The organism is Pseudomonas sp. ADAK2 TE3594 (assembly GCF_053628675.1).
This window is the reverse complement of sequence record NZ_JBRJGV010000001.1, coordinates 6,004,026-6,017,723: the sequence shown is the minus strand read 5'-3', so window position 1 is coordinate 6,017,723 and position 13,698 is coordinate 6,004,026. Positions and strand designations below refer to the sequence as shown.

The following is a 13,698-nucleotide window of genomic DNA, read 5'->3' as shown; positions in this document are numbered from 1 at the left end:
GGGGCTGCTGTTGAAACTGCTGATTCTCGATCGGGACGGAGTGATCAATTACGACTCCGACGCGTACATCAAGTCGGTGGAGGAGTGGATTCCGCTCCCCGGTTCGATCGAAGCGATCGCGCAGTTGAACAAGGCCGGCTGGACGGTGGCGGTCGCTACCAACCAGTCGGGCATCGCTCGCGGCTATTACGACATCGCCACCCTGGATGCCATGCACGCTCGCTTGCGCGAGCTGGTGGCGGAGCAGGGTGGCGAAGTCGGGCTGATCGTCTATTGCCCGCACGGGCCAGACGATGGCTGCGATTGCCGCAAGCCAAAACCTGGGATGTTGAAAACCATCGCCGCGCATTACAACGTTTCGCTGACGAATCTATGGTTCGTCGGCGATACTCTCGGTGACCTGGAAGCCGCCAGAGCCGTCGACTCTCAGCCAGTTTTGGTAAAGACCGGGAAAGGCGAAAAGACTCTGGGGAAGACCCTACCGGCGGGCACCTTGATTTTTGACGATCTGGCGGCGATTGCCGCGGAACTTATCCACAACTAAGGCTCTTCTGACATCCTGGCCAAGGACTGATCGGGAGTGCGCTTGAATAGGCGGGCAATGCCCGCAACGGTAAATGTCGCCATGTCGATACTGCAGGCCATCAGAACTTTCCTCTTTTACCTGCTGCTGGGCACCAGCTCTTTGCTCTGGTGCACCCTGAGCTTTTTTATCGCGCCGTTTCTGCCATTCAAGGCGCGCTATCGCTTTATCAACGTGTACTGGTGCCGCTGCGCCTTATGGCTGAGCAAAGTCTTTCTGGGTATCCGTTATGAAGTGAAGGGTGCCGAGAACGTGCCTGACCAGCCCTGCGTGATTCAGTCGAACCACCAGAGCACTTGGGAGACATTCTTTCTCTCGGCGTATTTCGAGCCTCTGAGCCAGGTGCTCAAACGCGAACTGCTCTACGTTCCGTTCTTCGGCTGGGCCATGGCCATGCTGCGACCGATTGCCATCGACCGTGGCAACCCAAAGGCCGCGCTCAAACATGTGGCGAAGAAGGGCGATGAGCTGCTCAAGGACAATGTCTGGGTACTGATCTTCCCTGAAGGGACTCGCGTCCCTTACGGCACTATCGGCAAGTTCTCCCGCGGTGGCACCGCGTTGGCGGTCAATGCGTCATTACCGGTACTGCCGATTGCGCACAATGCCGGCAAGTTCTGGCCAAAAACCGGTTGGGCGAAACAGCAAGGCGTGATCACTGTCATCATTGGCGCGCCGATGTACGCCGAGGGTAACGGGCCGCGAGCCATTGCCGACCTGAATGATCGAGTGCAGGCCTGGAACGAACAGATGCAGCGCGAGATGGGCTCGCTGCCAGCAGCCCCGGCGGCACCCAACGCTACCGATCAAGTGACTGTCTGAGATTCTGTGGATAACCTGTGTACCGTTTTGTTGAAAAACGTCGTTTTTAGTTTTTAAGCTTATGATTTACATACATATTTCTTAAGCAAATAAAACGTCGGAAAAGGTGCATAAGTATATTTTGGACGTAAAAAAACCGGCTGATATAGCCGGTTTTTTTATGCCCGTTGAAAGCGTCTGGATCACTCGCTCAATAGCGGTAACTGGACGCTGAACGTCGTGCCTTGCCCCACCACGCTATGGCAGGAAATCCTCCCGCCATGACGGTCAACCACTGCCTTGACCATGGACAAACCCAGCCCCAGGCCGTCGCTGCCGTGAGCCGAGGTAAAACGCCGATACTGACTGAACAACTCGGGAAGTTCATCGACAGCAATCCCTCGCCCCTGATCGGCGATCTCGCACAGTAGCCAACCCTCGGCACAACTCACCCGCACTGAGATCCGCGAGCCCGCCGGACTGTACTTGATGGCGTTTTCCAGCAGGTTGAACAGTGCCCGTGTCAGTAGCGATTGATCGGCCAGGACCAGCGCTTCAGCGTCTTCGTCGAGGTCATGCAGTAATTGAATGTTCTTCAGATGAGCAATGCTCGAGGCCTGGTCGAAGGTATCGAGCAACAACATCGCGAACATGCTCGGCTGAAACTGATAGGCCTCGGACTCGGCTTTTGCCAACTGCACAAAAGCCTCGGTCAGGTTCAGCGCCTTGCGCACTTGTAACTCGATCTGACTGAACACTTGAGTGTCGCCGGATACCTGATGCCGCTGAACATCGAGCAAGGCCAGTATCGCCGAATGGGGAGCCCTGAGGTCATGGGACAAAAAGCGCAGCAACACGGCTCGTTGTTCTTCGGCGTCGCGCTCGACGCTCAAGTCAGTGAGGCTCAGTAGCCAGCCAATCACGGCGTCACCCTCGGCTGGCAACAGCGGTGCCAGGTCCAGACGCAGGCTGCGTGCCTGGGAGTCACGAAACTCCAGCGGCTCCAGGGTCGACAACGCAGATGGCATTCCATTGGACGGCACCGGGTAACCCAAGTCGCTCAGTTGCTCGAGCATGTCCTCGCCCACCAGGCCACGACAAAACACTTCTCGAGCCTTGCGGTTGGCCAGCAGAATACGTCCGTTCGGATCGCTGATCAGTGTCGCCACCGGCAGGTATTCAAGTCCATCGGCAATGAAACGTCGGGTGTCGCGGGTCCGACTCATGGCCTGCTCCAGCGCGACGATTTGCCCTTGCAGCACATCACCGGCCGGGGCCTGGGTGCGACGACGTTCGGGAAAGACTTTCGGCTCGCTGTCCAGGCGCGCCAGCTCCCAGCCGAAATAGGCGAGCACCGCGTTCAGCCTTCGCCAATTCCAGATCAGGTATCCCAGCATCATCCCTAGCAGGCTCGCCGCCGGTGACCACCACCAACCAAGCCGCAACAGTACACCCGAACCCAGTAGAGCGGCCGCCATTGCACCCAGTGTCAGCCATAGGGCGCGACGCGGACGTACCAGCAACAGGCCGAGCAACTCACCGACAATCATCACCGATAGCAAGGCCGCCAAACGCTGATCGAGAACCACAATGTTGCGCTGTTGCAGCAGCCCGTTGAGGATATTCGCCTGGATCTCGATGCCCGGTGTGGTGCCGATGCTGGCCGATTGCGGTGTCACGTAGCGGTCGCCCAGGCCTGGGGCGGTCGAGCCGATCAGGATCAAGCGATCACGCAACAACTCGGGCGGGACTTCGCCGCGCAATACGCTGACGTAGGGCACAGTGGGAAAGCCCGCGTCGGAATGGATGAAAGGAATCCGTATTTCGTGGGCTCGCTGCCAGCCTTGCGCCGATGGCAGGGCCGGGGTACCAGGCATCGGTACATTTCCCTTATCGGTAAGGGATTCTTCGTACAGCAGCCAGGCCAGTTGAGGGCGTGCTTTTTGCGCCGGTCCTTCGCTTAAATACACACTGCGCACAATTCCGTCGGCATCCGCTTCAGCATTGATGTGCCCGACACCTTTGGCGCAATGGCTCAGCGCAGCCACCGGTTCGATTTCCCCCAAGGGCTGCCCATAACGTGCGACGCCTTCGCGCAACAGCGGCACGAAAACATTCCCGGTCCGACAGACCGCCTGGGCCAAAAGCTGATCGTTGCCGGGATGGCTATCGGGCTCGCTGAAGATAACGTCGAATAGAACGCCTTTAACGTTCGCGGCGCTGAGCCGATCCAATAGTTGCGCGTGCATGGCCCGCGACCACGGCCATTGGCCAAGCTGCTGCAAGCTGTAGTCATCGATCGTGACGATGAGTATTCGCGGGTCCACCGGCAGCGGACTCAGCCGGCGCAGGTTGTCATACAGCAGATTGCTCAGGGCCAGCCCCTGATTCATCGACAGCATCGCCGTCAGCGGCAACAGGATCAGACAGACCCACAGCCACTCGCGCACCATCCGCTGAAACAACCGCTGAGCCTGGGTCGGCTCGCGGTCATCCTTCCTTGGCCGTCTCTTCATCGGTCGTCGGCCAAGGCGCTATTGGACACGTGTGGTCCTGGGGTAATAGAAAATGTCATACACCCCGGTCTCTCCCTCTAACCCCTGAGCGTCATAGGCCGACAGGCGAACATGGTAGAAAAATGCTTTGAGCCCGCTGAATTTGACCTCTGGCGTGCTGGAAAACTGCTCTTGCTTGATGTCCAGAAAGGCTGCGTCGGTAGCCACTTGCGCCCGATAACGCGTGGCCCCTTCGATGGGTTTCATGATCAATTGCCACACAGGCACATTACCCGTCTGACCGCCTTGCCCCAACAAACGTGGGGCAGGTAGCAAGTCGATTGGCGTCAATGTGCCTTGTTTCTGAATACGCAAACCCTGACGGGCCATGACCTGGACCTCGTCAGCGTCAGGGCTCTGAGTCCGTTTGGCAGCCGACCGGGCAGGGCGGGAGCCCGACGTTTCCTCATCACGGTTGACCGCCACGTGTCCGTTCAGAACCTCCAGCAGCGCCTCGCCACCGTCATCGTTGCGCACCCGAAAGTGCGTACCCCGTACGCCCAGTACACCGACCGGCGTGACGATCTGAAAGCGATCATGGTCGCTGGGACGTTTGATCACATACGACTCAACCTGCCCCTGCTCAAGAATGACCTGAGGGATCGAATGTTCTTCATTGAGATGCAGGGTGATATGGGAACTGGAGGGCAACACCACCCGCGAGCCATCACCCAGGGACAGGCTGACAAACGCTGAGGGCGAGGTTTTGACTCCTTCCTGCTCGTCGATCGACATACCTTCCTGCAGCGGCGTCTGCTTGCCTTTGGCGTCCAGCTTCCAGGCTTCACCGGTCAGATGCTCGACAGTCGCCGGCAGCGGTTGACCACGGCATTGTTGGTTTTCATCGATATAAGGCAAGCGTTTTGCCGAGGAGACTGCCGCCGATGCACTCTGGGTGAGCAATCCCATCAAGCCGGCAACCAGTAAAAGACAGACGCCAGAACGGCGTGAGAGCAATAAGGTCATGGGGTTCATGGATTGGCTTTTATGCTCTTATGGAAATCATGCCGGGAAACGCACGCGCTTGACGCACGATACCTGACCGGATGCTCTGGCAGATAGCCATGGAAGCAAAGGAAATGGGATGACACATCCCTGTGTCGGAGCCGAGCAGGCACTCCCTGTATTTCCCCCTGAACGTGCGGACCACCGAAAACCGGCAATCGACGGTCCTGCCAGGTTGGCTTGACGCTCCCTGCGTCGGAGCACATCCCAATGCCCCTGTGCCGCTCAGCGCCAACGAATTTACCGACATGGAAGCCATGTGAGGCAATTATCAATATTTGTTCAGAATTGGCCGAGCGCGTCTAAAACACCCAACGTTGATGTGTTGGGTCAGGTTGTACGGCGTCTATCTGTGGGGAGTGCATCGGGGCAAAGCCGGGCGAATCCCCCATAACCGTGTTTGTTTCTGTTGGGCCGAAGTAACGCGGTACAGCCTCCTGGTCGACGACTGGAATCGACTGGACCGTGGTGCATCCCAGTCCAAGGCCAGCCACTAACATCAATGCTGCCAGGCTTGTGAAACCATTAGAGAGAATCTTTAGGTGCATCTTTCCCACAGTACCTCTTGAGCATTCTGCCGATAGTTCATCGCCTACCGGCGAAGTGACATCAGCGTAACCATGCTTGGGAAGTTCGCAGCAATTCGCCACAATTGTTCAGATTCAATCAATCAGCCTAAACTCCCGCAGGTAATTTCTTAAACTTTGCACTTACGAGATGAAGGAAACACTCGGCATGCGTGTCGCAATACTGGATGACGAACCCGCCGAACTTCGCCGGGTGGAACAGACACTGCGACAGATCCCCGTAGCGGGAGAGCAGGGGTGGACGTTGCACAGCTTCGAGCGGGGAGAGGACTTGCTACGGCAACTTCGGCGGGAGACCTTCGACTTGCTGATCCTCGACTGGCAACTGCCCGATATCAGCGGCCTGGCGTTGTTGCGCTGGACCCGTGAACACATGGACGTGCCACCGGCCGCGATCATGCTCACCAGTCGCGATACCGAAAGCGATATCGTCCAGGCGTTGAACGCCGGGGCCGACGATTACGTGAGCAAACCGTTTCGTCCCAACGAACTGATGGCTCGAGTCAGCGCGGTGCTCCGTCGGCATGGGCTGCAACGCGCGGCAGCCACCGAAATACTGACCTTCAATGACCTCGAATTCGACGACGCCGAACTCACCGTCACCCGCGCCACCACCCCCATCAGCCTGACCGAACGGGAATACCGTCTCGCTCGCTGCCTGTTCGCCAATCTGGGCCGACCGTTGTCCCGTGAATACTTGTATGAACGTTTTTGGACCCATGAAGAAATAGCGTCCTCCCGCCCGCTAGATACTCATATTTATCGCCTGCGCAACAAGCTGGGCCTGACGGCCGATCGCGGTTGGCAACTGCTGACGATTTACGGGTATGGGTATCGGCTCGAGAGCGTGGCCACTGCTAGCGAATGACGACGTTTCGACGATCAATAAAAAAGGCCAACGCTAAGCGTTGGCAGTGTCCATTACGGCAGTTCTACGCGGGGAATCAATACCCATGTAGATTTCAATCGATCAATGTTCTGGCACGACCGCCTTAGTCCGAGCGTAACCCGGCTCTGGGGGCGGCATGGATGGTGCCAGGGGACTTACGATATAGGCCGACTGCCAATCCCATAATGATGATCGCAATTGAAATCAAGTTCGGTGTCGAGATGTGTTCGCCGATAATCAGCATCGAACTGCCGATGCCGAATACCGGAATTAACAACGACAGCGGTGCCACTGTTGATACGGGATAAAGTTTCAACAGCGAATTCCATCCCCAATAGGCAAAGTGTGTGGCCAGGTAAACCTGGAAAACGATCGATAGTACAGCCGTGAAGTCGAGACTGCTTTGCAGGTTCTCAAAGGGCGCGGCACCCTGCATGAGCCAAGTGATGAAGAAGAGCGGGATGGGTGGAAACAGACTGGCCCAGACCATGAATGAAAAAATCTCTTTGACACCCGATTTCTTGATAATCACGTTGCCGACGCTCCAAGCGACTGCACTCAGCACAATCAGCAGTACTCCAAGTATTGCGTGCTCCCCTTGCTGGGTGGAAATGATGCCCGCTAGCCCGACCAATGCCAGCAGTGCCCCGATAAGCTGGGCACCGCGAAGCTTTTCTTTAAATAGTAACGCCCCCCAACCCATGGTGAAGAACACACTGAGCTGAATGATCAGCGAAGCAATACCGGGGCTGACACCGATCTGAATGCCATAATTGATCACCCCCCACATCCCCAACCCGAAAATGAAGCCGTAAGCGGCGACATAGCTGAACTTGATGGCGGGGCGCTTGATGAAGAGCACCAAAGGTATAGCAGCGAGCGCAAAGCGTATTCCGGTTAACACAAAGGGATCGATCGAGCGTAAACCAAGTTTGGTGATTGGAAAGTTCACTCCCCACACTAAGGTGACGAGTATCGCCAGAACCAAATGTTTTTTCTGCATGTCCCTAGCCTCACATTAAGCGGCACACCGCATTCCAATCAGTTCAATGCGAACCGTTTTTGCATCAGGCAAAGCCCTGTAATTTTCAGCAGACGACCTTCCAGGCTGCCAGCCATTTCCATTCGATCACCCAGGGAGGTCAATACCACGTTGGGCGGACTGGATTTGAAACTCCGGCCGCGAGCAAGGCCTTCAACTTCAGAGGCGAAATACCAAGCCCCCTCATGCTCGGTGTAATACAGCGGTTTGACCCCGACGCGATCGCGCACGGCAATTAGCATCTTGCGCAGTCGATCGAATATCAGAATGGTAAATTCGCCGCGCAATTGCTCAAGCCCGCGCACGCCCTTCGAATTGTCCCATTTTGGAGATGCGATTCTATGGTCCAAAATATTGGCCCGCTTGCTAAAGCGGGTCTATTTTCGTCAAAATCGGGCCATGTCGATCAATCAAATATTGGATTTCCACGAGCACGGGAGCCCCGACGTTGTGGTGAGCCTGCGCAAGTATTCCTCGGGTACTGTTTTTGCGCGGCACACGCACAGTCGTGGCCAATTTGCGTACGCCTCGACAGGCGCATTAAAGATGTTCACCGAACAGGGGAATTGGGTTGTCCCGCCTCAAAGAGCGCTTTGGGTTCCTGCGTGCGTATCGCACGAAATGCATATGCGCGGCGACGTGACCATGATCAATACTTACCTCGATGAGGCAGCCTCCATCCGCGCCGACTTGCCGGAGCATTGCCAGGTCTACAATGTTTCGCCGCTGCTCAGGCACCTGTTGGAAGCGGCGTTGGCCATTGATCCGGATCAACCGCCCAATATCCGGAGCCAATCCGTGCAGACTCTACTGGTGGATGAAATCGGCGCCATGTCGGAGCTTCCATTGAGCGCACCTTTGCCCTCAGAACCTCGACTAGCTCTTTCGTGCCATCGATTCCTTGATGCACCCACGCAGAATATTTCCATCAGTGAAATGGCCAGTTGGTCGAACATGAGCCGTAGAACGTTCACGCGAAGTTTTCGGGAAGCGACCGGCATGAGTTTTGTGTTCTGGCGGCAACAAGTCTGTTTGCTGGAAGCAACATCCAGACTGAGCAATGGTTCATCTATCACCGAAGTGGCGATTGATCTGGGTTACAGCAGCCCAAGCGCATTTACCTCGGTATTTCGGCGTAACCTGGGGGATTCACCGGGGCGCTATTTGGCCAAGTCCAAAGGCGCATCAATGTTCTGAGCGATTGATCGAGAAGGGAAAAGGCAATGCCTTAGATGCTGCGGATGGCCTTCCATTTACGGTAAAGGACCTCATCGATGTGGCTGGCAGCCTTACCACCGCGGGATCCGCTATCCGCAACGAATTGGCGTCGGCGACACAGGATGCACCGGTTATTGCTCGGCTGCGCAACGCAGGCATGATCCCGCTCGGCAAAACCAACCTCACTGAAATGAAATCGCTTACTCGGGTTTAGGCCTGAACCTGCATTAGGCACGCCCACGGCGGATTTCAAACAGGCAGACCACCTCTCTCTGAAATACAAAACGCCCGATGCGGTGCATCGGGCGTTGGGTGAAACAGGTGTAAACCTATTTCAGGACTAGACAGCGTCCTGATGCCGGATCAGAAGTCCAGGTTGGAAACCGCCAAGGCATTACTTTCGATGAAGTCACGGCGAGGTTCGACTGCATCACCCATCAGGGTGTTGAAGATCTGGTCCGCGCCAATGGCGTCTTCGATGGTCACTTTGAGCATCCGGCGCTGGCTTGGGTCCATGGTGGTTTCCCACAGCTGATCCGGGTTCATTTCGCCCAGACCTTTGTATCGCTGGATCGTGTGACGCTTGGTGCTTTCAGCCATCAGCCATTCAAGGGCTTCCTTGAACTCGGTGACCGGCTTCTTGCGCTCGCCGCGCTGGATATACGCGCCGTCGTCCAGCAAGGTGCTCAATTGAGCGCCCAACGACACAACAGTCTTGTAATCATTACTGCCGAAGAAATCGCGGTTGAAGGTGATGTAGTTCGACAGGCCGTGGGAGATCAGCTCGACCTCTGGCAGCCAGACGTTACGTTCACGGTCTTCACGCAGGCTGGCTTTGTAAACCAGGCCGGATTTCTCGACGGTGCGCAGGCGAACTTCGAACTGAGCCATCCAATCCTGCATCGCTGCGTGATCGGACAGTTGCTCCATGCTCACCGCTGGCAGGTAGATGAAGTGCTCGGTCAGTTCCTGCGGGTACAGGCGCGACAGACGCTTGAGGGTCTTCATCACCAGGCGGAAGTCATTCACCAGACGCTCAAGCGCTTCACCGGAGATACCCGGGGCTTCTTCGTTCAGGTGCAGGCTCGCGTCTTCCAGGGCCGACTGCGTCATGTACTCTTCCATGGCGTCGTCGTCTTTGATGTACTGCTCTTGCTTGCCTTTCTTGACCTTGTACAGCGGCGGCTGAGCGATGTAGATGTAACCGCGCTCAATCAACTCCGGCAACTGACGGAAGAAGAAGGTCAGCAGCAGGGTACGGATGTGCGAACCGTCGACGTCAGCATCGGTCATGATGATGATGTTGTGATAACGCAGCTTGTCGATGTTGTACTCGTCGCGGCCAATGCCGCAGCCCAGCGCGGTGATCAAGGTGCCCACTTCTTGCGAAGAGATCATTTTGTCGAAGCGTGCCTTCTCCACGTTCAGGATCTTGCCCTTGAGCGGCAGGATGGCCTGGGTGCGACGGTTGCGTCCCTGCTTGGCGGAGCCGCCAGCAGAGTCACCTTCCACGAGGTACAGTTCGGAAAGGGCAGGGTCTTTTTCCTGGCAGTCAGCCAGTTTGCCCGGCAGGCCGGCGATGTCCAGCGCGCCTTTGCGGCGGGTCATCTCACGGGCCTTACGCGCTGCTTCACGCGCACGCGCCGCGTCGATCATCTTGCCGACGACCAGCTTGGCTTCGTTCGGGTTCTCTAGCAGGAAGTCAGAGAAGTACTTGCCCATTTCCTGTTCAACCGCGGTCTTCACTTCGGAAGACACCAGCTTGTCTTTGGTCTGGGAGCTGAACTTCGGATCCGGCACTTTTACCGAAATGATCGCTGTCAGGCCTTCGCGGGCGTCGTCACCGGTGGTGGCAACTTTGTGCTTCTTCGCCAGACCTTCAGCTTCGATGTAGGTGTTCAGGTTACGCGTCAGTGCGGAACGGAAACCCACCAAGTGAGTACCGCCATCGCGCTGTGGAATGTTGTTGGTGAAGCACAACAGGTTCTCGTTGAAGCTGTCGTTCCACTGCAGGGCGATTTCCACGCCGATGCCGTCTTCACGCTGGATGTTGAAGTGGAACACCTGGTTGACCGCAGTCTTGTTGGTGTTCAGGTATTCAACGAACGCACGCAGACCACCTTCATACTTGAACAACTCTTCCTTGCCGCTGCGCTCGTCCTTGAGGACGATGCCGACACCGGAGTTGAGGAAGGACAGTTCGCGAATCCGCTTGGCCAGGATGTCCCAGCTGAAGTGGATGTTCTTGAAGGTTTCAGCCGAAGGCTTGAAGTGGATCTGGGTGCCAGTGGTTTCGCTTTCGCCAACGATTTTCATCGGCTCTTGCGGAACACCGTGGACATAAGTCTGTTCCCAGATTTTTCCGCTGCGGCGAACGGTCAGGATCAGTTCTTTGGACAGTGCGTTCACCACCGACACACCTACACCGTGCAGACCGCCGGATACCTTGTAGGAGTTATCGTCGAACTTACCGCCGGCGTGCAGCACGGTCATGATGACCTCGGCCGCCGAGACGCCTTCTTCTTTGTGCACGTCTACCGGGATGCCACGACCGTTGTCGCGAACGGTGATGGACTCGTCCGGGTGGATGATAATGCTGATGTCGTCGCAATGGCCTGCCAAAGCTTCGTCGATCGAGTTATCGACCACCTCGAACACCATGTGGTGCAGACCACTGCCATCGTCAGTGTCACCAATGTACATACCGGGACGTTTGCGTACGGCATCCAGGCCTTTCAGCACTTTAATGCTCGTTGAGTCGTACGTATTTTCTTCGCTCAATGCCTTCACTCCCGATGGTCGTGGGTCTGGGTGATACGGCCCTGTTCCACGTGGAACAGAGCGACTGGCGTTTCCGTCTGCCAGCCTTCCCTCAATAATTCGTGATCTACACAGGTGATAAAGACCTGGCAGCGTAAGTCTTCCAGCAAGCGGCAAAGCGCGCGACGGTGGTGCTCGTCCAGTTCGGACGGCAGGTCATCCACCAGATAAATACACTGGCCGCGACGGGCCTGGCTAACCAAGTGCCCTTGGGCGATCCGCAATGCACAGACCACCAACTTCTGCTGGCCACGAGACAAGATGTCCGCGGCGTTATGTGCGCCCAATCTAAGACGCAAATCAGCCCGTTGTGGTCCGGCTTGGGTATGACCCATTTGCTGATCCCGCTGAAGGGACCCGGCGAGCACTGCACTCAACTCACGGTCTTTGTCCCAGCCTCGGTAATAGCTGAGCGTTAAGCCCTCAAGCTCAACCAGTTCGCTCAAGGTCTGTTCAAAGACTGGTTTCAAGGCTTTGATGTAAGCGCGGCGGTATTCATCTATTTCAGCGCTGGCCTGGCACAGTTCCCTGTCCCAAACCGCTTGCGAAACGGCGTCAAGTGTACCATGTCGCAGCCAAGAGTTTCTCTGGCGCAAGGCCTTCTGCAAGCGCTGCCACGTGGACATGAATCGGGGTTCCACGTGGAACACACCCCAGTCGAGAAACTGTCGGCGAATCTTCGGCGCACCTTCCAGCAGGCGGAAGCTGTCCGGGTTGATCAATTGCAACGGCAGGATCTCTGCCAGTTGCGCAGCACTTCGGGCGTTCTGCCCATCGATGCGAATCTGGAACTCACCCTGGCGGTCGCGAGATATCCCCAACGCACTGTGTCCACCCTCAGCCAATTCGACCTGGCCAAACACCGTACACGCCAATTGCTCGTATTGAATGACGGGTAACAGACGGCTGCTACGAAACGAACGGGCAAGCCCCAGCAGATGAATGGCTTCCAGAACACTGGTTTTGCCGCTGCCGTTGGCGCCGTAAAGAATGTTTATTCGGGGGGAGGGGGAGAAGGTCACCGGGTGCAGATTGCGCACCGCGGTGACCGAGACGCGACTTAAGGACATCTAGGTTCTGCTGAGCATGATTACAGACGCATCGGCATGACAACGTAAGCCGAGTCGTCGTTGTCGGACTCTTGTACCAGCGCACTGCTGTTGGAGTCGGACAGGATCAAGCGAACCTGCTCGGTGGTCATCACGCCCAGCACGTCGAGCAGATAGCTCACGTTGAAGCCGATTTCCAGAGAGCCGCCGTTGTACTCAACGCCCACTTCTTCTTCCGCTTCTTCCTGCTCCGGGTTGTTCGCCTGGATCTTCAGCTGACCATTGGCCAGTTGCAGACGGATGCCACGGTACTTCTCGTTGGACAGAATCGCGGTACGGCTGAACGCTTCACGCAATGCCTGACGATCGCCGAGTACCAGCTTGTCGCCGCCTTTAGGCAGAACACGCTCGTAGTCAGGGAATTTACCGTCGACCAGTTTCGAGGTGAAGGTGAACTCGCCGGTGGTGGCGCGGATGTGGTGCTGGCCCAGCACGATGCTGACGTTGCCGTCCGCGTTCGGTCAGCAGACGTGCCAGCTCCAGAATACCTTTACGCGGTACGATCACCTGATGACGATCCGGCTGACCGATATCGGCCTGCATCGAACACATGGCCAGACGGTGACCGTCAGTCGCCACGGCGCGGATGATCCCGGCCGAGACTTCCAGCAGCATGCCGTTGAGGTAGTAACGCACGTCCTGCTGCGCCATCGCGAAGCTGGTGCGTTCAATCAGACGACGCAGTTTGCTTTGCTCAAGGCTGCAGGTCAGCGAGCCTGGGCCTTCTTCCACCGTCGGGAAGTCATTGGCTGGCAGGGTCGACAGGGTGAAGCGGCTACGGCCGGCCTTCACCACGAGCTTCTGCTCATCGACCTTGATGTCGATCAGCGCATCGTTCGGCAAGCTCTTGCAGATGTCCATCAGCTTGCGCGCAGGCACAGTGATGGAACCCGGGTCCGCAGGCTCTTCGAGTTGCACACGACCGACCAGCTCGACTTCCAGGTCGGTACCGGTCAGCGACAGTTGCTGGCCTTCGACAACCAGCAGCACGTTGGAGAGCACCGGCAAGGTCTGTCGGCGCTCGACGACGCCTGCGACCAGTTGCAGGGGTTTCAACAGGGCTTCGCGTTGAATGGTGAAATGCATGGT

11 protein-coding genes and 1 pseudogene are annotated in these 13,698 nt (G+C 56.8%); 5 read left to right on the top strand and 7 right to left on the bottom strand.

Translation table 11 applies throughout. From position 1 onward, the window contains the following. The first annotated feature begins 4 nt into the window (after positions 1-4). Together gmhB and AB7M22_RS27115 are read left to right on the top strand one after the other, a co-directional pair. Positions 5-544, top strand: a complete 540-nt coding sequence (gmhB, locus tag AB7M22_RS27120; protein WP_454188865.1) for a D-glycero-beta-D-manno-heptose 1,7-bisphosphate 7-phosphatase — start codon at positions 5-7, stop codon at positions 542-544. A gap of 81 nt (positions 545-625) precedes the next feature. Next, positions 626-1,405 carry a lysophospholipid acyltransferase family protein gene (locus tag AB7M22_RS27115; RefSeq protein ID WP_032835069.1) on the top strand — a complete coding sequence of 260 codons (780 nt, stop codon included), beginning with the start codon at positions 626-628 and terminating at the stop codon, positions 1,403-1,405. 182 nt (positions 1,406-1,587) lie between these two features. Here the strand turns inward: AB7M22_RS27115 and AB7M22_RS27110 are convergent, their stop codons facing one another. Together AB7M22_RS27110 and AB7M22_RS27105 are read right to left on the bottom strand one after the other, a co-directional pair. After that, the gene (locus AB7M22_RS27110; RefSeq protein ID WP_454188319.1) at positions 1,588-3,900 is read right to left on the bottom strand and encodes a CHASE2 domain-containing protein; all 2,313 of its coding nucleotides are present in this window, start codon (positions 3,898-3,900) and stop codon (positions 1,588-1,590) included. A gap of 18 nt (positions 3,901-3,918) precedes the next feature. Continuing rightward, positions 3,919-4,914, bottom strand: coding sequence for a FecR family protein (locus AB7M22_RS27105; RefSeq protein ID WP_454188318.1), 996 nt, complete (start codon positions 4,912-4,914; stop codon positions 3,919-3,921). Between the two features lie 765 nt (positions 4,915-5,679). Here AB7M22_RS27105 and AB7M22_RS27100 point away from each other — a divergent pair. Further along, positions 5,680-6,399: a response regulator transcription factor gene (locus AB7M22_RS27100; protein ID WP_008007900.1), complete on the top strand. Its 720-nt coding sequence runs from the start codon at positions 5,680-5,682 to the stop codon at positions 6,397-6,399. Between the two features lie 124 nt (positions 6,400-6,523). Here the strand turns inward: AB7M22_RS27100 and AB7M22_RS27095 are convergent, their stop codons facing one another. Both AB7M22_RS27095 and AB7M22_RS27090 read right to left on the bottom strand, forming a co-directional pair. Continuing rightward, positions 6,524-7,423, bottom strand: coding sequence for an EamA family transporter (locus tag AB7M22_RS27095; RefSeq protein ID WP_454188317.1), 900 nt, complete (start codon positions 7,421-7,423; stop codon positions 6,524-6,526). A gap of 38 nt (positions 7,424-7,461) precedes the next feature. Beyond that, a complete protein-coding gene (locus AB7M22_RS27090; protein WP_454188864.1) occupies positions 7,462-7,767 on the bottom strand; it encodes a hypothetical protein in 306 nt (101 codons plus the stop codon). A gap of 94 nt (positions 7,768-7,861) precedes the next feature. On the opposite strand from AB7M22_RS27090, the gene AB7M22_RS27085 reads away from it, so the two are divergent. Continuing rightward, a complete protein-coding gene (locus AB7M22_RS27085) occupies positions 7,862-8,659 on the top strand; it encodes an AraC family transcriptional regulator (protein ID WP_454188316.1) in 798 nt (265 codons plus the stop codon). 4 nt (positions 8,660-8,663) lie between these two features. Continuing rightward, entirely contained in the window at positions 8,664-8,894 is a 231-nt protein-coding gene (locus tag AB7M22_RS27080) for an amidase family protein (protein WP_454188315.1), read from the top strand. Between the two features lie 149 nt (positions 8,895-9,043). Here AB7M22_RS27080 and gyrB read toward each other — a convergent pair whose 3' ends face one another. The 3 genes and pseudogenes from gyrB to dnaN all read right to left on the bottom strand — a co-directional run bounded on the left by gyrB (position 9,044) and on the right by dnaN (position 13,695). Next, a complete protein-coding gene (gyrB, locus tag AB7M22_RS27075; protein WP_007902994.1) occupies positions 9,044-11,461 on the bottom strand; it encodes a DNA topoisomerase (ATP-hydrolyzing) subunit B in 2,418 nt (805 codons plus the stop codon). Positions 11,462-11,466: 5 nt separating this feature from the next. Continuing rightward, complete coding sequence (gene recF, locus AB7M22_RS27070) at positions 11,467-12,570, bottom strand: DNA replication/repair protein RecF (RefSeq protein ID WP_008007898.1); 1,104 nt, start codon at positions 12,568-12,570, stop codon at positions 11,467-11,469. Between the two features lie 20 nt (positions 12,571-12,590). Next, a pseudogene (gene dnaN / locus AB7M22_RS27065) lies at positions 12,591-13,695 on the bottom strand (DNA polymerase III subunit beta). Positions 13,696-13,698 lie beyond the last annotated feature (3 nt).